This is a genomic window from Burkholderia sp. HAN2018 (assembly GCF_024704855.1).
GTDB lineage: Bacteria > Pseudomonadota > Gammaproteobacteria > Burkholderiales > Burkholderiaceae > Burkholderia > Burkholderia cepacia.
In genome coordinates this window covers 58,402-79,854 of sequence record NZ_QOBB01000040.1, presented here as the reverse complement: position 1 = coordinate 79,854, position 21,453 = coordinate 58,402, and the positions used below count along the sequence as shown (strand labels likewise).

Here is a 21,453-nt window from a genome sequence, read left to right as displayed (position 1 = left end):
ACACGAGAGCCCCATTGAATCGCCGCCCCATCATCGATCCCGAAGTCCTGCCGGTCGAAGGCACCGGCGCCGGCTTGCCGGCCATCGATTCCCGCCTGATGACACCGTCCGGCCTGCGCGACCGTTTCGCGCGCACGCTCGAGTGGAGCGTCGAGCCCGACGAGGCGAGACTGCAGGAGGGCGTCGATCCGCGTAGCGCGGCCGTCCTTGTCCCGCTCGTCGTTCGCGAGTCCGGCCTCACCATGTTGCTGACCCAGCGCGCCGACCACCTGAACGATCACGCCGGACAGATCAGCTTCCCCGGCGGTCGCCGCGAACCGTTCGACCGCGACGCGACCGCAACCGCGTTGCGCGAGGCGAAGGAAGAGATCGGGCTGGCGGACGAGCGTGTCGAGATCCTCGGCGCGTTGCCCGACTACCTGACCGGCACGGGCTTCTGCGTGACGCCGGTGGTCGGCCTCGTGCATCCGCCGTTTACCGTGCAGGCCGACACGTTCGAAGTGGCCGAGATTTTCGAAGTGCCGCTCGCGTTCCTGATGAATCCCGCGAACCATCAGGTCAGGGTGTTTCGCTGGGAAGGCGGCGAGCGTCGTTTTTTTGCGATGCCTTATCCGAATGGCGAACCCGGCGGGCATTACTTCATCTGGGGCGCAACTGCCGGCATGTTGCGCAATCTGTACCGCTTCTTGGCCGCCGGCTAGGCGCGCACGGCGGCTGGCGCGCGAGGCCGGCTGCCGCACGACCGCGCCGGCAGCCATCCGGTGCTTACGCTGTGCTATCGTTATGCAAAAAATGACATAACTCCGAAGACGGCGCCACGCATGACTTTCTTTTCGGTTCTCCTCGCCCTCATCATCGAACAGGTCCGCGCGTTGTCGCCGAACAATCCGGTGTTCGCGCTGTTCCAGTTTCATGCGGAAACCGTCGCGCATGGTCTCGACGCAGGCAAGCAGAAGCACGGCATCCTCGCATGGCTCGCGGTCGTGCTGCCGTGGGTGCTGATCGTCGCGCTGATCTATTTCCTGCTGTACAAGGTGAGCTTCGTGCTCGCGTTCATCTGGAACGTCGTCGTCGTGTATTTCACGCTCGGCTTCCGCCAGTTCAGCCACTACTTCACCGACATCCACCTCGCGCTCAACAACGATGACGTGCCGCGTGCGCGCGAAATCCTGCACGAGTGGACGGGTATCGACACGGTCGACATGCCGGTCGGCGAAATCGTCCGCCATACGCTGATTCACGCCGTTGTCGCATCGCATCGTCACGTGTTCGGCGTGTTCTTCTGGTACGTGCTGCCGATCGGCCCGGCCGGCGCCGTGCTGTACCGGATTTCCGAATACCTCGCGCGCAGCTGGTCGACGCCGGGTGACGACCGCACGGCAGCCTTCTCGACGTTCGCGCAGCGCGCGTTCTTCGTGATCGACTGGATTCCCTCGCGACTGACCGCACTCGGCTTTGCAATCGTCGGTAACTTCGAGGACGCGATCTACGCGTGGCGCAACCATACGCGCCAGTGGCCCGATCCGAACGACGGCGTCCTGCTGGCAGCCGGTAGCGGCGCGCTCGGCGCACGCCTCGCGGGGCCGCTCGCGGAACCGTCGAGCCTCGATGCGCTGGCGGTCGGTGACAGCGGTCCGTTGACGGTCGGCGACGATTGCACGCCGCGTACGCTGCAATCCGCGGTTGGCCTTGTCTGGCGCGCGGTGATCCTGTGGATGATTCTCCTGCTGATGCTGACGCTCGCCGTCTGGGTGTCGTGACGGGGCAGTGCGTTGCCCGATGACAGACAAAAGGCCGGCTTGATGCCGGCCTTTTTGCTGTGCGGGTCAATCGTCGCGCGGGTCGCGCACGGCGCCGCATTGCCAGCAGGCCGTGAACTGGGCCTCGAGCGCCTCCCCGCACTGCCGGCAGCGCCACGGCGCGGCGCCGGCCGACGGGCCGTGCGAAGCGGCATCGAGGAGCCGGCGCGCGAGCGCGTCGTCGCGTTCGTCGTCGAGCCACAGCTCGGGCGTGCACGCGTCGGCAGGCAGGCCGCCGAGTGCGCCTGTCGCGTAGCAGTTATGCAGCTCGCAACCGATGCCGGCCACCTGGAGCACGTTGGCCCAATGCTGCGCCGTCGCGAGATCGGGTGCCTTGAAACGCATCGCGGCTCCTGTCGGTGAGGGCCGGCCCCGCATGGCACCGGCTGGCCGCCGCGCGCGTGCCGCGCGATCAGCGGACGATCTGGCTTGCCTCGTGCACGAGCTGCGCATACAGCGCATGCCGTGTCGGCGCGATGCGGCCGTCGGCGACGGCTTCGAGAATCGCGCAGCCGGGTTCGTGCAGATGATGGCAATTATAGAAACGGCAGTCCGCGAGCAGCGGCCGGAACTCCGGAAACGCGCGCTCGAGACGGCCTTCCGTCAGGTGGTAGAGGCCGAATTCCTGGAAGCCCGGCGAATCGATCAGGGCGCCGCCGCCTTCCAGCGGGTAGAGGCGCGTGAACGTCGTCGTGTGACGGCCGCTGTTGAGCGCGGCCGAAATCTCGCGCGTGGCGGCTTCGGCGTCGGGAACGAGCAGGTTCACGAGCGTCGACTTGCCCATCCCGGACTGGCCGAGCAGGATCGTCGAATGCCCGGCGAGGTGCGGCATCAGTTGCGCGCGCGCGTCGTCGGGCGAGCCTTTCACCGACAGCTCGAGCACGTCGTAGCCGAGTGCGCGGTAGGGCGCGAGGCGCTCGCGCGCGACCGGCAGCGCGGCTTCGACGTCGATCTTGTTCAGCACGACGAGCGGCTTCAGCTCGTTCGCCTCGGCGGCAATCAGCGCGCGGCCGAGCAAGTCCTCGCTGAAATAGGGCTCGGTCGCGAGCACGATCAGCAACTGGTCGAGATTGGCCGCGAACAGCTTCGACTTGAACTGGTCGGAACGGTACAGCAGGTTGCGCCGTTCGCCGATCTCGACGATGACGCCCTGGTCGGCCGAGGCGAGTTCGTACGCGACACGGTCGCCGACCGCGATATCGCTCTTCTTGCCGCGCGGGAAGCACTGCAGCATCGGGCCGCCATCGTCGGGCGCGACGATGTAGTGACGCCCGTGCGCCGCGATCACGCGGCCTTCGGCACGCTGCGCGCCCGACGCGCGCGGGGCCGGCTTGCGGGAGGTCGGCCGGCTCATGCGTGCTGCAGCAGGCGGTCGATCCGCTGCGAGGCGGGCGGATGCGAGTAGTAGAAGGCCGTGTAGACAGGGTCGGGCGTCAGCGTCGACGCATTGTCCTCATAGAGCTTCACGAGCGCGCTGACGAGATCCTGCGCGTCGGTCTGGCTGGCCGCGAATGCGTCGGCCTCGAATTCGTGCTTGCGCGACGTGAGGCTGCCGAACGGCGTCGCGAAGAACAGGAACACGGGAATCGCGAGGAAGAACAGCACGAGCGCGGCGCCCGCGTTGCTCGTGTCGAGCGACGGCGTGACGCCGAGCCCCGTGTAGAACCACGTGCGCTGTGCAAGCCAGCCGAGCAGCGCAAGCAGCACGAGGCTCAGCACGAACGACACGAGCATTCGCTTCATCACGTGGCGGCGCTTGAAGTGGCCGAGTTCGTGCGCGAGCACGGCCTCGATTTCCTGGCCGGACAGCCGCGCGAGCAGCGTGTCGAAGAACACGATCCGCTTCGAGGCGCCGAAGCCCGTGAAGTACGCGTTGCCGTGCGCGGAGCGGCGGCTGCTGTCCATCACGAACAGGCCCTTCGCCGCGAAGCCGCAGCGCTTCATCAGCGACTCGATGCGCGCGCGCAGCGCGTCGTCCTTGAGCGGTTCGAACTTGTTGAAGATCGGTGCGATGAAGGTCGGGTAGATCAGCAGCACGAGCATCTGGAACGCGACCCAGACGATCCAGGTCCACAGCCACCACAGGCTGCCGGCCTGGTTCATCAGCCACAGCACGACGAACAGCAGCGGCAGGCCGAGCGCGGCGCCAAGCAGCGAGTTTTTCAGCATGTCGGTGAAGAACAGCCGCTTGGTCATCCGGTTGAAGCCGAAGCGCTGTTCGATTCCGAACTGGCGGTAATACTCGAACGGGACGTCGATCGCGCTCGTGATCACGAGCACCGCGGCGACGAGCGCGACCTGCTGCCCGTAGCCGCGGCCGAGCCAGCCGGTGAGCAGCGTGTCGAGCGCGCCGACGCCGCCGAGCAGCGTGAGGCCGACCAGCACGGCCGCGCTGACGACGATCTCGAGCATCGTGAGCCGGGTGCGCTCGACCGTATAGTCGGCCGCGCGCTGGTGGGCGGTCAGCGGGATGGTCGCGCTGAACTGCGCGGGGACGCCGTTGCGGTGCGCGGCGACGAAGCGGATCTGCCGCGACGCGAGCCACAGCTTGGTGACGACCATCGCGAGCACGGCGAGCGCGAACAGCAGGGTGAACGAAAAGGGTGACATCGAAGGCGCCAAAGGGTTCTATGCGAGAATTATATGTTCTTGCGGACCGGGCCCGCTGATGCGATGCCGGCCGCCCGGGCGGCGCCGCGCGCTGCCCGCCATTTTCCAGGATGACTCATGACCGATACCGCCGCTTCCACCAGCCAGCCCGCGCTCGTGCGCAACGAGTTGAACCTCGTCTGGCTCGACATGGAGATGACGGGCCTCGACCCGGATAACGACCGCATCATCGAGATCGCGGTCGTCGTGACCAATTCCACGCTCGACGTCGCCGTCGAAGGCCCCGTGTTCGCGATCCACCAGAGCGACGAAACGCTCGCGAAGATGGACGACTGGAACAAGTCGACGCATGGCCGCTCGGGCCTGATCGACCGCGTGCGCGCGTCGACCGTGACCGAGGCGGACGCCGCCGCGCAGCTGCAGGCCTTCCTCGCGCAGTACGTGTCGCCCGGCAAGTCGCCGATGTGCGGCAACTCGATCTGCCAGGACCGCCGCTTCATGGCGCGCTGGATGCCCGAATTCGAGCGGTTCTTCCACTACCGCAACCTCGACGTCAGCACGCTCAAGGAGCTGTGCCGCCGCTGGCAGCCGGCGATCTACAAGGGGTTCCAGAAGCGGGCGATGCACACGGCGCTCGCGGACATCCACGAGTCGATCGACGAGCTGAAGTACTACCGCGAACATTTCCTGATTCCGGCTGCGTCGGCTCCGGCAGGCGAGTCCGCGCCGGCCGCCTGAGCGGGCCGGCACGCGCCCGGCGCCGGGTACAGGCTCAGCGCCGCGCGCTTTTCGGCCGGAACGCCGCGACCACCGCGGCGTCGGTCTCGATATACGGGCCGCCGATCAGGTCGATGCAGTAGGGCACCGCGGCGAAGATGCCGGGCACGGTCGACTTGCCGTCGGCATCGCGCAGCCCTTCGAGCGTTTCCCGGATCGATTTCGGCTGGCCCGGCAGGTTGATGATCAGCGCCGCATGGTCGGCCTGGGCCGTTTCGCGGATCACCGCGACCTGCCGCGACAGGATCGCGGTCGGCACGAAATTCAGGCTGATCTGCCGCATCTGTTCGCCGAACCCGGGCACTTCCTTCGTCGCCACGGCCAGCGTGGCCTCGGGCGTCACGTCGCGGCGCGCGGGGCCCGTGCCGCCGGTCGTCAGCACGAGGTCGCACCCCGCGACGTCGACGAGCTCGGCGAGCGTGGCGGAGATCGTGGGCGCATCGTCCTGGATCAGGCGCGTTTCGGCGCGCCACGGCGACGTGAGCGCGCCGGCGAGCCACTCCTGCAACGCAGGAATGCCCTTGTCTTCGTAGACGCCCGTGCTTGCGCGGTCGCTGATCGACACGAGGCCGACGACGAGCTCGTCCGGGTGGTTACGCTTCGTCGTCATGGTCGTCTCCGGCGTCGTCCGCCGCTTCGTCGTCCGCATCGGACGTGCCGCCGGCGGCCTTGATCCACTGGAACAGCTCGCGGAAATAGCGCGGCGGCTTGCCCTGCTGCGCTTCCTTGCGTGCGTTGCGGATCAGCGTGCGGCCTTCCTGGATATCGGCTTCAGGGTGCTGGCGCAGGAATTCGGTCAGCGCATCGTCGTTCGCGAGCAGTTGTTCGCGCGTGCGTTCGATCCAGTGAAGGCGGGCCGTCGCGGCTTTGTTCACGCCGCGCTGCGCGTCGAGCGCGGTGCGCAGCGCGGCCGTCTCGTCGTCGGTCAGCGAGCGCATCACGCGGCCGACGTACTGGAGCTGGCGGCGCTTGCCTTCGTGATCGGTGATCCGGCGGGCTTCGCGCACGGCGTCCGCGAGATCTTCGGGCATCGGCATGCGCTTGAGGGCGTCCTTCGGCAGGTCGACGAGCGCCTGGCCGAGCTCCTGCAGCGCGTGCATTTCGCGTTTCAACTGGGATTTGCTGGGGCGATCGTAGCCATTGTCGTCGTCTTCGACGGCATGCTCGATCGGCTGGATTCGGGTTTTGCGTGTCATGGACGGCATTGTATCGCGCCGCGGACACGCCAAGCTTGTCGGTGTCCGGCCCCGGACCTTGCTATGATCGCGGGATACGCAACATTTTGAACATGCGGGCGCCCGCCCGCCACCGGATATCAAGACGATGGCAGCCAATCTCGACGTACAAGCGCGCTATTTCCCGCACACGCAGGACCAGCTCAAGGAAATCGCCTCGGACATCCTTCGCCATGCGAAGGCCCTCGGCGCGACGGATGCCGCGACCGAAATCTCCGAGGGCGACGGCCTGTCGGTGTCGGTGCGCCGCGGCGAAGTCGAAACGATCGAGCACAACCGCGACAAGATGGTCGGCGTGACCGTGTTCATCGGCAAGAAGCGCGGCAACGCGAGCACGTCGGATTTCTCGCCGGGCGCGATCAAGGATACCGTCGCCGCCGCCTACAACATCGCGCGCTTCACGGCCGAGGACGAGGCCGCCGGCCTCGCTGAAGCCGAGCTGCTCGAAACCGACCCGCGCGACCTCGATCTGTACCACCCGTGGGCACTGACGGCCGACGAGGCCGTCGAACTCGCCCGCCGCGCGGAAGATGCCGCGTTCGCGGTCAGCCCGCAGATCCGCAATTCGGAAGGCGCGAGCGTGTCGGTCCAGCATTCGCAGTTCGTGCTCGCGACGTCGCGTGGCTTCCTGTCCGGCTACCCGTACTCGCGCCACTACATCGCATGCGCGCCGATCGCGGGCAGCGGCCGCCACATGCAGCGCGACGACTGGTATTCGTCGAAGCGCAGCGCGACCGATCTTGCGGCGCCCGAAGCGGTGGGCCGTTATGCGGCCGAGCGTGCGCTTGCGCGGATGGGCGCGCGCCGTCTCGACACCCGCAAGGTGCCCGTGCTGTTCGAGGCGCCGCTCGCGGCCGGTCTGCTCGGCGCATTCGTCCAGGCGGTGAGCGGCGGTGCGCTGTACCGCAAGACGTCGTTCCTGGTCGACAGTCTCGGCAAGCCGGTGTTCGCGCCGCACATCCAGGTCGTCGAGGATCCGCACGTGCCGCGCGCGATGGGCAGCGCGCCGTTCGACGAGGAAGGCGTGCGTACGCGTGCGCGCAGCGTCGTCAAGGATGGCGTGGTCGAAGGCTACTTCCTGTCGACCTATTCGGCGCGCAAGCTCGGCACGCAAACCACCGGCAACGCAGGCGGCTCGCACAACCTCGCGCTGCGCAGCTCGAACACGCAGCCGGGCGACGATTTCGACGCGATGCTGAAGAAGCTCGGCACGGGCCTGTTGCTGACCGAGCTGATGGGGCAGGGCGTGAACTACGTGACGGGCGACTATTCGCGCGGCGCGGCGGGCTTCTGGGTCGAGAACGGCGTGATCCAGTATCCGGTCGAGGAAATCACCGTCGCGAGCACGTTGCAGGAAATGTTCCGGCATATCGTCGCGATCGGCGCCGATTCGATCGTGCGCGGCACGAAGGAAACGGGCTCGGTGCTGATCGAGCAGATGACGATCGCCGGGCAGTAAGCGGCGCGCGGCATCGGCCGCCATCAAACAAAAAAAGCCCGACGGCGTGAGTGAGCCGGTCGGGCTTTTTTATTGCGCGCGATGCGTCAGCCGCGCTTGCGCTCGTAGACGACGAACGCATAGCCGAACGTGTTCGGCGCGGCCGCCTGGTGCGCATCGCGCGACACTTCCTGCCAGTGCTCGGCGTCGGGTGCCGGGAACGACGCGTCACCGTCGAAGTCGGCATCGATCTCGGTGACGACCAGCTTGTCGGCGAGTGCGAGACCTTCCGTGTAGAGTTGCGCGCCGCCGATCAGGAACGCCTCGGGCACCCCGTCGCGCGCGGCGAGCGCCAGCGCGTCGGCGAGCGACGTGACCGTGTCGCAGCCGTCGAAGCGTCGCGCCGCATCGCGCGTGACGACGATGTTGCGGCGGCCCGGCAGCGGCCGGCCGATCGACTCGTGGGTCTTGCGGCCCATCACGATCGGTGCGCCCATCGTCGTGCGCTTGAAGAAGGCGAGATCCTCGGGAAGTTTCCAGGGCAACTGGTTGTCGCGGCCGATGATGCCGTTGCGGGCACGCGCGACGATCAGGGTCAACGTCGTCATGAAGGTCGGGGAGAGGAAAACCGGAATGGCGCCGATTCTACCGGAACGGCGGCGCGCACCGGTTCCGGGTGCGCGCATCCGCCTTCCGGCGCTGTGCGCCGCGACGGTCGAAGCCACGCGTCGCGGCGACGGAATGAATAAAAAGCGTGCCCGCCGGGGGACGGAGCACAAAACCGTTTCGTGTCGAGAGATCGCGAATGCAGCCTCTGATCGATGCTCTCCGGCCTGCCCGGATCAATACGTCATCCTGATCAAATGGCTCGATCGACGGTCATTGGTGCGTACTGCCTTGTGCGGTGCCTTCCATCGCGTGCTGCACGTCGCCCGGCTGCGGTATCGGGAGCGGCATCGGCAACTGGGGCGGCGGGGGGATCTCGTCCCACAGTGTCACCGACGTCCTGCCGGCCGGCAGCGGTTGCGGCGCCGACACGGTCACGATGCCGAACCCGACGCCGTGCTGCATGCCCGGCGCGTTCGATGCAAGCAGCATGGCGTGATCCGGCTTCGAGCTTTCGTCTGCGTGTACGGGCGAGGGCGGGCCGGCGGCCGCGACCGCAATGGTCATCGGCACGAAAGAAAGTAAAAGATGTTTTCGCATGGTCGCTGTCTCCGACGGTTTCTCTATTCAGCGAAATGCATGCCATCGCGCCGCGACCGTTGTCGAGACTGCGATTCGTGCGCAAGCGTTGCGAGTTGCGTCGGAAAACGGCTGAAAATGTTTCAGGCCTGAAACGAGGGGGCTCGGGAATACTGCGGATTCAATCGATACGCTTCAAGGATGAAAATCGGTGCATGTGTCGATGACTGCATGCATCGCTGCACAGGTGCTATGTGCAGACGATTGACATGCATCGACCTCCTGAGCGATTCGGCCGTATCGCCCACGGCACTGAAATCGGATTGTCGTATTCAGTGCCTATAACTAAGCTATCTTGATCAAAATAACTGGACGCGAGATAAGCGCCATCATGCGAGGCTTTGTCGTTGCCGAGCATCGGCATGGCGAATCGAGCCGCCTTCGGCTGCCCCGATTCGATCCTTTCGCACGCATACTGACGTGCACGGCAATCGTTAGACGGTTGAGGAACGGGGTGAGCATATGGGAGTCGATCAGCGGCATGTGATCTACTATTCGCGCGAGCCGAACGACGCGTTGCGCGGCCATTTCGACGAATGCGGCTGGCGTGTCGATCTCGCGGAGACCGTGCGGGACGTACGGCGCGTCGTGCAGCACGGTGTCGCGACGGCCGGGCTGCTCGATTTTTCGCCGGGCTTCAAGCCCTCGGACCTGCGCGAACTCGAATCCTGTCTGAGCATTCAGCACATCGGCTGGATCGCGGCGACGCGCCGCGGCCAGTTGCAGGACGCCACGCTGCGCCATCTCATTCGTGACTACTGTTTCGACTACGTGACGATGCCGTACGAGACGTCGCGGATCGTCGAGACCGTCGGTCATGCGCACGGCATGGTCGCGCTGACCGAAACCGCTGCACCGCCCGTCGGCACCGGACGCAGCGAAGGCGAAATGGTTGGGACCTGCGATGCGATGCTCGGGCTCTTCAGGACGATTCGCCGCGTCGCGGCGACCGACGCACCGGTGTTCATCTCCGGCGAATCGGGTACGGGCAAGGAGCTGACGGCGGTCGCGATTCATGAGCGCTCGTCGCGCGCGCACGCGCCGTTCATCGCGATCAATTGCGGCGCGATCCCGTCGACGCTGCTGCAGGCCGAGTTGTTCGGCTATGAGCGCGGCGCGTTCACCGGCGCGAACCAGCGCAAGATCGGCCGCGTCGAGGCCGCCAACGGCGGCACGCTGTTTCTCGACGAGATCGGCGACTTGCCGCTCGAAAGCCAGGCAAGCCTGCTGCGCTTCCTGCAGGAAGGCAAGATCGAGCGGCTCGGTGCCCACGTATCGGTGCCCGTCGACGTGCGCGTGATCTGTGCGACGCACGTGGACATGGACGCAGCGCTGCGCGAAGGGCGGTTCCGCGAGGACCTGTTCCATCGCCTGTGCGTGCTGAAGATCGAGGAGCCGCCGCTGCGCGCGCGCGGCAAGGATATCGAGATACTTGCGCGCCACATGCTCGAGCGTTTCAAGGGCGACGCACATCGCCGCCTGCGCGGCTTTTCGCCTGATGCGGTCGCGTCGCTGTACGGCTATTCGTGGCCGGGCAACGTGCGTGAACTGATCAATCGCGTGCGCCGCGCGATCGTCATGTCGGAGGGGCGGATGATCACCGCCGCCGATCTCGAGCTGAACGAATTTGCGACACTCGCACCCGTGTCGCTGCTGGAGGCGCGTGAGGCGGCCGAACGGCAGGCGATCGAGCAGGCGCTGTTGCGCCATCGCGGCCGTTTCGCGGATGCCGCGCGCGAACTCGGCGTGTCGCGCGTCACGCTCTACCGGCTGATGTGTGCGCACGGCATGCGCGATCGCGGCGATACGCTGACAGGGTTTTCGGCGCCGTTGCAGGAGCTTCCGCATCACGCTTGCTAAAATTGGCGGGTACGGCCGCCCTCGCGGCCGAAGGAACCCGCATGAAACAGTATCTCGATCTCGTTCGTACCATTCTCGATACCGGCACCTGGCAGGAGAACCGCACGGGGATCCGCACCATCAGCATGCCGGGCGCGATGCTGCGCTTCGACCTGCAGCAAGGCTTCCCGGCCGTGACGACCAAGAAGCTCGCGTTCAAGTCGGCGATCGGCGAACTGGTCGGTTTCCTGCGCGCTTCCCGCAGCGCGGCCGATTTCCGCGCGCTCGGCTGCAAGGTGTGGGACGCGAACGCGAACGAGAATGCCCAGTGGCTTGCGAACCCGTATCGCCAGGGCGTCGACGATCTCGGTGACGTGTACGGCGTGCAATGGCGCCAGTGGCCGGGCTACAAGGTGCTCGACGCGGGCGCCGACGCGCAGATCGCCGATGCGACGCGCCGCGGCTTCCGGATCGTTACGCGTTTCGACGAAGACGGCGCACCGAAGGTGCTGCTGTACAAGGCGATCGACCAGTTGCGCCAGTGCCTGGACACGATCATGGAGAACCCGTCCGATCGTCGCATCCTGTTTCACGCGTGGAACCCGGCCGTGCTCGACCAGATCGCGTTGCCCGCGTGCCATCTGCTTTATCAGTTCCTGCCGAACGCTACGAAGCGCGAAATCTCGCTGTGCCTGTACATCCGCAGCAATGACGTCGGCCTCGGCACGCCGTTCAACCTGACGGAAGGGGCCGCGCTGCTGGCGCTCGTCGGCCGGCTGACCGGCTACACGCCGCGCTGGTTCACGTACTTCATCGGCGACGCGCACATCTACGAGAACCAGCTCGACATGCTGCAGCGCCAGCTCACGCGCGAGCCTTACGACAGCCCGCGGCTCGAGATTTCCGAGCGTGTGCCGGATTACGCGAAGACGGGCGTCTATGAGCCCGAGTGGCTGGACCGGATCGAGCCGTCGGATTTCTCGCTCGTCGGCTATCGCCACCACGAACCGCTGACCGCACCGATGGCCGTCTGATCGCGCGGCCCGGGCCGCGCGGAGGCATCGATCCGCTTCCCGCAGGAAAATGGCCCGACCGGCTGATACCGGTCGGGCCATTTTGTTTCACGTTTGCGGCGCTTACTGGCGGTGCCGCTCTTCGTGTCCGCCTTGCGGCGGCGGGTTACTCGGGTGTGGTGCCTCGACGTGCGGCGCCGGTTGCGGCCGCGGTTCCATGTGCGGTGCGGGCATCGACGGGCGCGGCTCCATGCGTGGCGCCGGTTGCGGTCTCGGCTCCATGCGCGGCGCCTGCGGTTGCGGGCGCGGCATGTCATGCACGGCGGGGGCCGGCGGCCGGTACTCGTTCACACGTGGCGGGGCGACCTCGCGGTGCGGCGCCGGTTGCGCGAATTCGGGGTGCGGTTGCGGCGCGGGCGCCGCCCGCTCCGGTTGCGGTTGCCCATGCTGCGCCGGTGTCGGGAATTCGGGGCGCGGGCGCGGCTGCGGAATCTGCGCCGTATTGTCGAGCCGTGGTTGCGGCAGTGCGCGCGGCGTTTCGTTCCGGCCGCCGGGCTGCGCGCCCTGCAGCGTCGGCGCGCCCTCCGGATGCGGGATCGCCGCGCTGCGCACGGGCGGCAGCGCATTCTGTCCCGCCGCATGCAGTGCAGTCGGCGGAGCAGGGCGCTGACGCTCCATCGGTGTGTGCGGCTGCATCCACGCGGGCGACGGCGCCTCGGCCGCGTGCGCATTGCCGATGCCGGACGGACGGTTGTTCGCTACCGGCGGATGGGGGACACCGTTGCCGGGCCCGAACGCCTGATGCGGCGCCGGGTTGCCGGGTGCCTGCGGCATGCCGCCGTTGGCGAAGTGCGGTGCGCCGGGGTTTTCGCCGTTCGTGGGCCGCGCGACATTCGGCACGCCGGGCATCGGTGTTCCCGGCCGCCCGGCCTGCAAGGCGGCCGGCTGGCCCCCGCGAGGCGCGCGAGCCGGCTGCACGACGGGGCCGTGCGGATTCACGAGCTGCACGTTGTGCATCGCCCATGCGCCGCCACCCGGCTTGCCCGGTACGCGGACCGGACGCGCCGTATAGTCGGCCGGCACGTTCGTCTTCACGACGGGCGCGCCGGCACCCGGCACGCGCCCGCCTTGCTGCGCGAGGTGGGCGGCGGCCTGGTCGCGATACGCGGCCGGCACGGCGGGATTGCGCGTGGCGACGTACGGATGCTGGGCAATTGCCGCCGGCGGGCGGTAGCTCGCATTGCGCAGCCCGCCGGTGAAGCTCTGGCGCACCGGCGCAATGCCCGGCGTACCCGGCGTGACATGCGCATTGCGCCATTGCTGCGGGTCGACGTGCTGCGAGAAGTGTGCGACAGGCTGGCCGTGCACGAACGCGGAAGCCGGTACGGCCGTGATCGCGTGCGGCGCACGGAAGTTGACGTAGGTCTTGTTGATGTTGGTGATATTGGTGATGTTCGTCACGTTCACGGTCTTGTTCACGTTGACGTTGTTCACCACGATGTTGCGGTTCACACGGTCGTAGTAGTGCGGGCTCCAGCCGCCCCAGCCCGGATGCCACGGTTCGCCCGGGCCGAGCGCGAACCACGCGCAGCCGGCCGCGGCGACGCCGCCCACCGTGAGCGCGACGCTCCAGTCGGGGCCGCCGCCACCGCCGACGAACGCGACGAGTGCCGGTGCATAGGCCGGCGGCTGGCTGACGGCCAGCGGGCCCGGTACCCAGGCCCAGCTATCGTCCACGTACGCCCAGCGGCCGTAGTGATACGGCGCGAAACCCCATGGCGCGTCGTCGACCCACGTCCAGCCCCACGGGGCCTGCCAGATCCAGTGGCCGTCGTGATACGGCGCCCAGTCCGCCGGCGTATCGTTCGGCACCCATACCTGGCCGTAATTCGGGGTGTCGCGCCACGTGCCGTTTGCGTCGAGATCCTGATAGCCGGGAATGTCACGGGACACATAGCGGGCCGACACCGAGCGTTCCTCGGCCGCGTCGCGGCTGGCGGCCCACCGGTCGAGCGCGTCGGGGCCCGGGGCGGCGGCTTGCTGCGCGACCTGCAGGTCGGTGCCCGTGAACACGACCTGCTGTCCCGGTGACAGCGGATACTGGCCGTTGCTGCCGTAGACGGTCGCGCTGCCGCTGCGCACCGTGACCGTCGTGCTCGCGCCGTTCGGCGCGACGTCGACGCGATAGTCGCCGGGGCCCGTGATGCCGAGCGCGAGGTTCGGCGTGTCGATTTCGTACGATCCGCCGGCCGGCAGATCGCGCACGTGAGTCGATACGGTGCCGAGCCCCACTTTCAGCTGGGTCGTCGTGTCGTCGAGGTTCAGTACCGACAGGCTCGTCGACTCGCCGAGCCGCACCGCGGTCGAGCCGATGTGCAGTTCCGAGCGCGCACCGGCATCGTTCCAGAGCTGGTCGCCGGTCGTCAGCGGCCGGTTCACGGCGGCATACGACCACGTATCGGTGCCGGCCGGCTCGGTCGTCACGGCGCCCGACAGGTAATTGAGCCGTGCGACACGGCTGGGCGGGTCGCCGCCCGGTTGCCGTGCCGCGGCCGCATACGGAGGGGCGCCGGCCGATTGCGCGAATGCGGGGGGCAGGGCCGCAAGCGCGACGAACGCGAGCAGCGTGCAGCGGGCGGTTCGCTTGAGCGTGAACAGGGTGGCCATGGTGAGCGTCTTCGTCATTGTCGCGGCGCGTCGATTCGTGCCGTTGAGTTCACAATATCCGCTCGGCCTGTTTCAATGCTCGGTGTTTTGTAAGTCGAATGGCACGCGATGTAACAAAACCTGTCGATCGCGCGCCGTTGTCGTGCAGACGCAATGCGGGCGTCAAGCGGACGTAAGCCACTCGTCGAAAACCTGCTGTCCGGGCACGGTGACGCGCAGCACGCGCGGCCGTGCCGCACGCTCGATCCAGCCGTGCGCGCAGAAGCTCTCGAGCAGTGCCGCGCCGAGCGCGCCGCCGAGGTGTGAACGCCGCTCGCTCCAGTCGAGGCATCCGCACGCGAAGCGGCGCCGGCGCGTGCGCTGCTGTGCGACGTCGATGCCCCATTGCGCAAGCGCCTGGGTGCCGAGTTCGGTGGTCTCGATCGCATCGCCGTCCGCCTGGAGCCAGCCGCGCGCAGTGAGCCCGTCGAAGATGCGCACCGCGAGTTCGCCGGCCATGTGGTCGTAGCAGGTGCGCGCATAGCGCAATTCGGCCGGGACCGTGCGGGACGGCGGCGGCGCCGCGCGATGCGGCGCGGCCGCGCGGGCGACGTTCGCGAGTGCCTCGAGCGATGCCGCGATGTCGGCCGATGCGATCCGGTAGTAGCGGTGTCGGCCGCGCACGTCGAGCGCGAGCAGGCCGCCTTCGGTCAAGCGCGAGAGGTGGGCGCTTGCGGCGGAGGGCGACAACCCCGCGATCATCGTCAGCTCGCCAGCCGGTCGTGCGCTGCCGTCCATCAGCACCCACAGCATCTCGGCGCGTCCCGGGTCGGCGATCAGCGAACCGATGCGGCTCAGGCCCGGAAAGTGGTGGTCGTCTTGGTCGGTCATCGTCGTGTCTCGTCAGGCGGGATGGTCTCCAGTGTAGTGGGCGCGCGCATTCGATGTTTCGGTTCCGGCTGAAATGTCGGATGCAGACGCGCCGGCGGCGTCGGTGCGGCGAACCGGGCCGCGGCCGCGTGCGGCCCGCGCGTAGAATGGCCGAAAGCGGCCGCAGCGGGCTGCCGCACGTGACACGACGCAACGATGAAGACGATTTTCTGTTTGCTGGCGGCGGCGCTCGTCTGCGCGGCCTGTGCGCAGGGCGGTGCGGGCGCGGCCGGCGAGCGCGGCGGCAGCCTCGAGATGTACGGGACGATCGATCAGGGCATCACGGTGCGCCGCTGACCGGCGCCGGCCACATGCACGCCGGGCACGGCCCCCACAGCCGCGCCACACGGGGCGCCCCGCGACGCGTTGCCGCAGTGCAACGTATAATCGGCCGATTACAGCGCCCCTGCCGCCTGGAGCCAACACGATGTCCCAACCGTCCCCCGTACCGGCCGCCCTCGACCGCACCGAAACCGTATTCCGCTTCCTCGCCGAACCGTCGTCCGTGAACTTCGGCGGCAAGGTGCATGGCGGCGCGCTGATGAAGTGGATCGACGAAGTCGCGTATGCGTGCGCGGCCGTCTGGTCGAGCCGCTATTGCGTGACGGTCAGTGTCGGCAATATCCGTTTCCAGCGTCCGATCCTGGTCGGCAATCTCGTCGAGCTGAAGGCGCGCGTCGTTGCGACGGGCCGCACCAGCATGCACATCCATGTGTCCGTCCATGCGGGGGATCCGAAGGGCGGCGTGCTGCGCCAGACGACCGATTGCCTCGTCGTGTTCGTCGCGGTCGACGAGAACGGCAACCCGGTGCCGGTGCCGCCGTTCGTGCCCGAGACCGACGAACAGAAGGTGCTCGCGAAATATGCGGCCGACGTGCGGGCCGCGCTCGACAAGATCGTCGAGATGAAGCCGGAAGAAGTCGCGAAAGGCGCGGTCTGACCGCGGCGGGCGCCGCGCATCGCGCCGCGCCCGCGATTCCGCCGGTCGTCGTTCCGTCAGCGCGCCCCGATCATCTGCTCGGGGCGCACCCACGCATCGAATTCCGCCTCGGTCAGGTAGCCGAGCGCGAGCGCGGCTGCCTTCAGCGTCGTGCCTTCCTTGTGCGCCTTCTTTGCGATCTGCGCCGACTTGTCGTAGCCGATGTGCGGATTGAGCGCCGTCACGAGCATCAGCGATTCGTTCAGCAGCAGGTCGATGCGCGAGCGGTTCGGCTCGATGCCCACCGCGCAGTGGTCGTTGAAGCTCTGCGCGCCGTCGGCGAGCAGCCGCACCGACTGCAGCACGTTGTGCGCGATCATCGGCCGGAACACGTTCAGCTCGAAATTGCCGCTCGCGCCGCCGACGTTGACCGCGACGTCGTTGCCGAACACCTGGCAGCACAGCATCGTCACGGCTTCGGACTGCGTCGGGTTCACCTTGCCCGGCATGATCGAACTGCCCGGCTCGTTTTCCGGAATCGACAGTTCGCCAAGCCCGCAGCGCGGCCCGCTCGCGAGCCAGCGGACGTCGTTCGCGATCTTCATCAGGCCGGCAGCCACCGTCTTCAGCGCGCCGTGCGCGAACACCAGTGCATCGGCGGCCGCCATCACCTCGAACTTGCTCGGCGCCGTCACGAACGGCAGCTTCGCGAGCCGGCCGATTTCATCGGCGACACGCACCGCGAACTCCGGATGCGCGTTCAGCCCCGTGCCGACCGCGGTGCCGCCGAGCGCGAGCTCATACAGGTGCGGCAATGCCGATTCGACGTGACGGATGCCCTGGTCCAGCTGCGCGACATAGCCGGAAAACTCCTGGCCGAGCGTGAGCGGCGTGGCGTCCTGCAGGTGCGTGCGGCCGATCTTCACGATGTCGGCGAAGGCCTTCGACTTCGCGTCGAGCGTCGTGCGCAGCGTGCGCAGCGCCGGCAGCAGGTGGTTGACGATCGCGTACGCGGCCGCGACGTGCATGGCGGTCGGGAACACGTCGTTCGACGACTGGCCGCGGTTCACGTCGTCGTTCGGATGAACCTTGCGCGCTTCGCCGCGCTCGCCGCCCATCAGTTCGCTCGCGCGATTCGCGATCACCTCGTTGAGGTTCATGTTGGTCTGCGTGCCGGAGCCCGTCTGCCACACGGCGAGCGGGAATTCGCGCGGATGCTTGCCGGCGATGATCTCGTCGGCCGCGTCGATGATGGCGCGCGCCTTGTCGTCGGCCAGCACGCCGAGCGACTGGTTCACGGCCGCCGCGGCGCGCTTGACGATCGCGAGCGCGTGGATCAGCTCGGGCGACTGCTTCTCGGTCGAGATCCGGAAATTCTGCAGCGAGCGCTCGGTCTGCGCGCCCCAGAGCCGGTCGGCCGGTACGGCGATCTCGCCGAAAGTATCGCGTTCCATCCGAACTGCTTCGTTCATGATCCACTCCTCCAGGAAAGGGGAAAGGCCGCGCGTCGTCGCGCGGCATCAGGCATAACCAGACGTATCGTGAGGCAGTCGCGCCGCTGGCGCGGCGTCTCGAGGTCTTCAGCCGACTAGCATAGCGCCGGCCGGGATTTCGCGTCGTGTCGCGCTCAGTGCGGCGACGTCATGAGCGACGCGCTCTTCAGATGAAAGCGCCACCCCATCAGCACGGCGACGCTGGCAAGGCCGGCCGCGAGACCCCACCAGAGGCCGCGGGCGCCGAGGCCCACGTGGAACGCGAACCAGTAGCCGGTCGGAAAACCGATGCCCCAGTAGCCGAGGGTCGCTGCGAGCATCGGGATGCGCGTGTCCTTCAGGCCGCGCAGCGCGCCCGACGCGACGGTCTGCGCGCCGTCGACGATCTGGAACACCGCGGCGATGCCGAGCAGCGACGCGGCGAGCGACACCGTGGCCGCGTTCGACGGATCGTCGAGGTTCAGGTACAGGCCGACGATCGCGTGCGGCGCGACGATCAGCACGATGCCCGACAGCGTCATGAACGCGACACCGAGGCCGAGTGCGACGAAACCCGCGTGCCGCGCGGCGACGGGCGCCCCCGCGCCGACCCAGTAGCCGACGCGCACGTTGGCGGCCTGGCCGATCGCGAGCGGCACCATGAACGCCACCGACGCGACGTTCAGCGCGATCTGGTGCGCGGCCAGCGACGTCGCGCCGAGCACGCCGATGGTCAGGCCGGTTGCGAGGAACAGCGTCGACTCGACCCCGTACGTGATCGCCACCGGCCAGCCGATGCCGATCAGCTCGCCCATCATGGGCAGCTTCGGGCGCGCGGCGGTGACGAAATGACGGAAGCGCTGCCGGCCGTGCAGCAGCCAGATCAGGGCGAGGGCGGTGAGCCAGATCGTGATCGTCGTCGCGACCGCCGAACCGAGGAAGCCGAGGCGCGGCAGCCCGAACGCGCCATGGATCAGGCCGTAGTTCAGCACGGCGTTGACGCCGACGCCGCCGATCGACACCCACAGCAGCCGCCGCGCCGCACCGATCGCCGGAAGGAATGCACGCATCAGCCCGACACCGATCAGGCTGCCGAGCGCGGCGAAGCGCAGGATGCCCGTGTATTCGCCGACGTGATGCGCGAGCAACGGCGGCTCGTGGAACATCAGCAGGATCGGTTCGGACAGCGACAGCGCGATGATGGCGGGAATCGCGAGCAGCACGGACAGTGCGAAGCCGGTCCAGTAGATGTGCGGTACGCGCTCGTCGGCCTTGGCGCCGCGCGCGTGCGCGACGCTGACGCTGACCGACGACAGCACGCCTTGCAGCACGGTCACGATGACGAAGAAGAAGTTCGCGCCGAGCCCGCCCGCGGCGAGCGAGTCGGGGCCGAGCGAGCCGAGCAGCACCGTGTCGGTGACGCTCATCGCCATCTGCGAGAGCTGCGCGATCGCGAGCGGCGCGGCGAGGCGGGCGGTATCGGCGGCATGACTGGACAGGGACGGCGGCGCGGCGGCCGTCCGCGTAAGACCGGAATGCGACATGGAATGGGCGCTCGCGCGGGTGCGGGCCCGCGCTATATGTATTTATTTTGAGAGACGGCTAGCTTACGGCTTTATTCGAACCGTGTCGAACGCGCGCGCCGATGGCCATGTCGCAGGCAGGGGAACCGTCGGCCCTAGGCTTCGCGCACCGCAATGCGCGTGTCGCCGAGCAGGACGACCTGGCCCGCGCGGATCTTGCAGGTCTTGCGCAGTTCGACCGCGCCGTCGACTTTCACCGCGCCGGACGCAACGATCAGCTTCGCGCTGCCGCCGCTGTCCGCGAGGCCGGTGATCTTGAGAAGGTTGTGCAGCTCGACGTATTCGCCGGTCAGCGTGAAATCCAGGTTGGGCATGACGAAGAAGGTGCGCAAGGCGCGGGAGGAAACGCTCCGCATCATACGGCACCACGGGCCGGCACGCGAGCGCGGGCCGCCGCGGCATGCAGTTGTTAAGGACTGTGAGCGATTCGTCAGCAAATGAAACGGTGGGTAACAGTCTGAGAGATTCGAGAACCGGCCGGGCGCGCCGCGGGTCTTTTTCGTACCTGCTGCGTGTTGCGGCAGGGGAAGCGACGGGCCGCATCGCTGCGGTTCGGGCTCACAACTTCCTGAGGAGAATTGCCATGTCCAAGATTCGTACGATGCTGATCGGTGCCGCGCTGACGGCGTTCGCTACTTCGGCCGCATTTGCCCAGACGGGCACGGCGGTGCAGGGCACGGCCGGTGCCGGCGTGCAGGCGCAGACGCCGGCGGCGGGTGTCGGTGCCGGCATGCAGGGCAGTGCGGGCGCGAACGCGTCGGGCAATGCTGCCGGCGGTGCAACCGATGCGGTCGGCGCGGCAGCCGACGGCGCGAAGGATACGGCGTCGTCGGCCGTCCATTCGGCCAAGAAGCACACGAAGCATGCCGCGAAGTCGGCCAAGAGCCATGTCGGTTCGGCCAAGGCGAAGGCCGGCGAAGCGACCGAAGGCGGCGCATCGGTCGGTGCGGAGGGCGGTGCATCGGCCCAGGGCGCCACGCAGTAAGCGGTGCCTGGCGCCGCGCGACGCTCGTCCCTGACGGTGCGTCGCGACGGCGGTCATCCAACGGCCCGGTCCGCATTGCGCGAACCGGGCCGTTTTCGTGTGTCGATGCGCATGGGGGTGCCGTTACGGGCGGCGCTGTCCTTGCCCTTGTCCCGGACCCTGTGCCGGCCGCGCGGCAGCCGGGGTGAATACGCTGCGCAGCCACGCGGCGAGCCGTGCGAAGACGTCGTACGGCTCCTCGACGAAGATCTCCGGCTTCAGCAGCCGCAGGTATTCCATGATCTGCTGCGCTTCCTGCTTCTGGAACGAGCCGTGCGCGAGCCCGAGGCGCAGCAGCCCGCGCAGTTCGCCGAGCTTGTCGCGCGCGGTGCTGCCGACGCTCATCTCGCACGCGAGCTTGGCCTCGTAGACCCGTTGCCGCAGCGATTCCGCGAGCCGCCACGCCGGCGTCTGCATCAGCTCCTCGAGTGCCTGGATGTCTTGCGCCGCTCCCTTGATCTGCGACGCGAGCGGGTCGATCAGCGACGGGTCGCCCTGCGCTTCGGCGACGATCGCCTTCGCCCAGTCGCGGCAAGCCTTCGCGAGTTCGTCGGGGGTCCATTCGGAGCGGGACGCGAAGCCGAAGCCGAATTCGCCGGCCTGTCGCATCAGGATCGCGACGACGTCCGGGAATTCCTTGTCGAGCGTGCGTTTGGCCCACGCGTACTGGCCGCCCTGCAGCATCCGCTGCACCGCGTGCTCGGTCAGCGGCACCATGTTGTCGAGCAGTTTGGCGCGCAGGAAATCCTCGAACGACGGCGTCGCGAACTGCGGGTCGAGTTTCAGCGACACGCGGACGAACGCGTCGTAGTCCTTGCGCAGGGACTCGAGCGTGTCGTCCTTGAGGGAAAGGGTGATCTGGCCCATGAATCGTCTCGATGGCGGCCCGCGCAAGCCGGCGGCCGGCACGGCGCACCGGGGCG

General features: G+C 67.8%; 22 protein-coding genes. 9 read left to right on the top strand and 13 right to left on the bottom strand.

The annotated features are described in order from the left end of the window. Positions 1 to 14 precede the first annotated feature (14 nt). Positions 15 to 701, top strand: a complete 687-nt coding sequence (locus DPV74_RS13265) for a CoA pyrophosphatase (protein WP_021159741.1) — start codon at positions 15 to 17, stop codon at positions 699 to 701. Positions 702 to 821: 120 nt separating this feature from the next. Next, positions 822 to 1,760, top strand: coding sequence for a CobD/CbiB family protein (locus tag DPV74_RS13260; protein WP_021159740.1), 939 nt, complete (start codon positions 822 to 824; stop codon positions 1,758 to 1,760). Positions 1,761 to 1,826: 66 nt separating this feature from the next. Here DPV74_RS13260 and DPV74_RS13255 read toward each other — a convergent pair whose 3' ends face one another. The 3 genes from DPV74_RS13255 to DPV74_RS13245 all read right to left on the bottom strand — a co-directional run bounded on the left by DPV74_RS13255 (position 1,827) and on the right by DPV74_RS13245 (position 4,409). Beyond that, complete coding sequence (locus DPV74_RS13255) at positions 1,827 to 2,144, bottom strand: putative signal transducing protein (RefSeq protein ID WP_021159739.1); 318 nt, start codon at positions 2,142 to 2,144, stop codon at positions 1,827 to 1,829. Between the two features lie 67 nt (positions 2,145 to 2,211). Further along, positions 2,212 to 3,153 carry a ribosome small subunit-dependent GTPase A gene (gene rsgA, locus DPV74_RS13250; protein WP_021159738.1) on the bottom strand — a complete coding sequence of 314 codons (942 nt, stop codon included), beginning with the start codon at positions 3,151 to 3,153 and terminating at the stop codon, positions 2,212 to 2,214. After that, complete coding sequence (locus DPV74_RS13245; RefSeq protein ID WP_119337356.1) at positions 3,150 to 4,409, bottom strand: M48 family metallopeptidase; 1,260 nt, start codon at positions 4,407 to 4,409, stop codon at positions 3,150 to 3,152. The genes rsgA and DPV74_RS13245 overlap by 4 nt, the downstream gene beginning before the upstream one ends. 117 nt (positions 4,410 to 4,526) lie before the next feature. Between DPV74_RS13245 and orn the strand changes: the two genes are divergently transcribed. Further along, complete coding sequence (gene orn, locus DPV74_RS13240; protein ID WP_021159736.1) at positions 4,527 to 5,147, top strand: oligoribonuclease; 621 nt, start codon at positions 4,527 to 4,529, stop codon at positions 5,145 to 5,147. Positions 5,148 to 5,181: 34 nt separating this feature from the next. Here the strand turns inward: orn and mog are convergent, their stop codons facing one another. Together mog and yjgA are read right to left on the bottom strand one after the other, a co-directional pair. Further along, entirely contained in the window at positions 5,182 to 5,796 is a 615-nt protein-coding gene (gene mog / locus DPV74_RS13235; protein ID WP_119337367.1) for a molybdopterin adenylyltransferase, read from the bottom strand. After that, entirely contained in the window at positions 5,780 to 6,382 is a 603-nt protein-coding gene (gene yjgA, locus DPV74_RS13230) for a ribosome biogenesis factor YjgA (protein ID WP_272481468.1), read from the bottom strand. The genes mog and yjgA overlap by 17 nt, the downstream gene beginning before the upstream one ends. 127 nt (positions 6,383 to 6,509) lie before the next feature. On the opposite strand from yjgA, the gene pmbA reads away from it, so the two are divergent. Continuing rightward, a complete protein-coding gene (gene pmbA / locus DPV74_RS13225; RefSeq protein WP_119337355.1) occupies positions 6,510 to 7,880 on the top strand; it encodes a metalloprotease PmbA in 1,371 nt (456 codons plus the stop codon). Positions 7,881 to 7,966: 86 nt separating this feature from the next. Here the strand turns inward: pmbA and DPV74_RS13220 are convergent, their stop codons facing one another. Both DPV74_RS13220 and DPV74_RS13215 read right to left on the bottom strand, forming a co-directional pair. Beyond that, complete coding sequence (locus DPV74_RS13220; protein WP_059527668.1) at positions 7,967 to 8,467, bottom strand: dihydrofolate reductase; 501 nt, start codon at positions 8,465 to 8,467, stop codon at positions 7,967 to 7,969. A gap of 271 nt (positions 8,468 to 8,738) precedes the next feature. Beyond that, positions 8,739 to 8,957 (bottom strand): hypothetical protein, encoded by a 219-nt coding sequence (locus tag DPV74_RS13215; protein WP_226128618.1) that lies wholly within the window; start codon positions 8,955 to 8,957, stop codon positions 8,739 to 8,741. Between the two features lie 609 nt (positions 8,958 to 9,566). Between DPV74_RS13215 and DPV74_RS13210 the strand changes: the two genes are divergently transcribed. Next, positions 9,567 to 10,964: a sigma-54 dependent transcriptional regulator gene (locus tag DPV74_RS13210; protein ID WP_027788036.1), complete on the top strand. Its 1,398-nt coding sequence runs from the start codon at positions 9,567 to 9,569 to the stop codon at positions 10,962 to 10,964. Between the two features lie 41 nt (positions 10,965 to 11,005). Further along, entirely contained in the window at positions 11,006 to 11,977 is a 972-nt protein-coding gene (locus DPV74_RS13205) for a thymidylate synthase (RefSeq protein ID WP_027788035.1), read from the top strand. A gap of 102 nt (positions 11,978 to 12,079) precedes the next feature. Here DPV74_RS13205 and DPV74_RS13200 read toward each other — a convergent pair whose 3' ends face one another. Together DPV74_RS13200 and DPV74_RS13195 are read right to left on the bottom strand one after the other, a co-directional pair. Further along, a complete protein-coding gene (locus DPV74_RS13200) occupies positions 12,080 to 14,623 on the bottom strand; it encodes a DUF6600 domain-containing protein (protein WP_119337366.1) in 2,544 nt (847 codons plus the stop codon). 162 nt (positions 14,624 to 14,785) lie between these two features. Next, positions 14,786 to 15,493, bottom strand: coding sequence for a helix-turn-helix transcriptional regulator (locus DPV74_RS13195; RefSeq protein WP_119337354.1), 708 nt, complete (start codon positions 15,491 to 15,493; stop codon positions 14,786 to 14,788). Positions 15,494 to 15,688: 195 nt separating this feature from the next. Between DPV74_RS13195 and DPV74_RS13190 the strand changes: the two genes are divergently transcribed. Beyond that, positions 15,689 to 15,829 (top strand): hypothetical protein, encoded by a 141-nt coding sequence (locus tag DPV74_RS13190; protein ID WP_006753078.1) that lies wholly within the window; start codon positions 15,689 to 15,691, stop codon positions 15,827 to 15,829. Positions 15,830 to 15,959: 130 nt separating this feature from the next. Then, entirely contained in the window at positions 15,960 to 16,472 is a 513-nt protein-coding gene (locus tag DPV74_RS13185) for an acyl-CoA thioesterase (RefSeq protein WP_012328135.1), read from the top strand. Between the two features lie 56 nt (positions 16,473 to 16,528). On the opposite strand, the gene fumC is transcribed toward DPV74_RS13185, so the two are convergent. The 3 genes from fumC to DPV74_RS13170 form a co-directional block, all read right to left on the bottom strand. Then, on the bottom strand, positions 16,529 to 17,923 hold the full coding sequence (fumC, locus tag DPV74_RS13180; RefSeq protein ID WP_059681809.1) for a class II fumarate hydratase: 1,395 nt from the start codon (positions 17,921 to 17,923) through the stop codon (positions 16,529 to 16,531). Between the two features lie 155 nt (positions 17,924 to 18,078). After that, entirely contained in the window at positions 18,079 to 19,467 is a 1,389-nt protein-coding gene (norM, locus tag DPV74_RS13175; protein ID WP_059681811.1) for a multidrug efflux MATE transporter NorM, read from the bottom strand. A gap of 134 nt (positions 19,468 to 19,601) precedes the next feature. After that, a complete protein-coding gene (locus DPV74_RS13170) occupies positions 19,602 to 19,820 on the bottom strand; it encodes an RNA-binding S4 domain-containing protein (RefSeq protein WP_021159725.1) in 219 nt (72 codons plus the stop codon). A 269-nt stretch (positions 19,821 to 20,089) separates the two neighbouring features. Here DPV74_RS13170 and DPV74_RS13165 point away from each other — a divergent pair, with 269 nt between their 5' ends. Then, on the top strand, positions 20,090 to 20,491 hold the full coding sequence (locus tag DPV74_RS13165; RefSeq protein ID WP_027788030.1) for a hypothetical protein: 402 nt from the start codon (positions 20,090 to 20,092) through the stop codon (positions 20,489 to 20,491). A 123-nt stretch (positions 20,492 to 20,614) separates the two neighbouring features. Here DPV74_RS13165 and DPV74_RS13160 read toward each other — a convergent pair whose 3' ends face one another. Further along, positions 20,615 to 21,397 (bottom strand): DUF4088 family protein, encoded by a 783-nt coding sequence (locus DPV74_RS13160; protein ID WP_027788029.1) that lies wholly within the window; start codon positions 21,395 to 21,397, stop codon positions 20,615 to 20,617. Between the last annotated feature and the right edge of the window lie 56 nt (positions 21,398 to 21,453).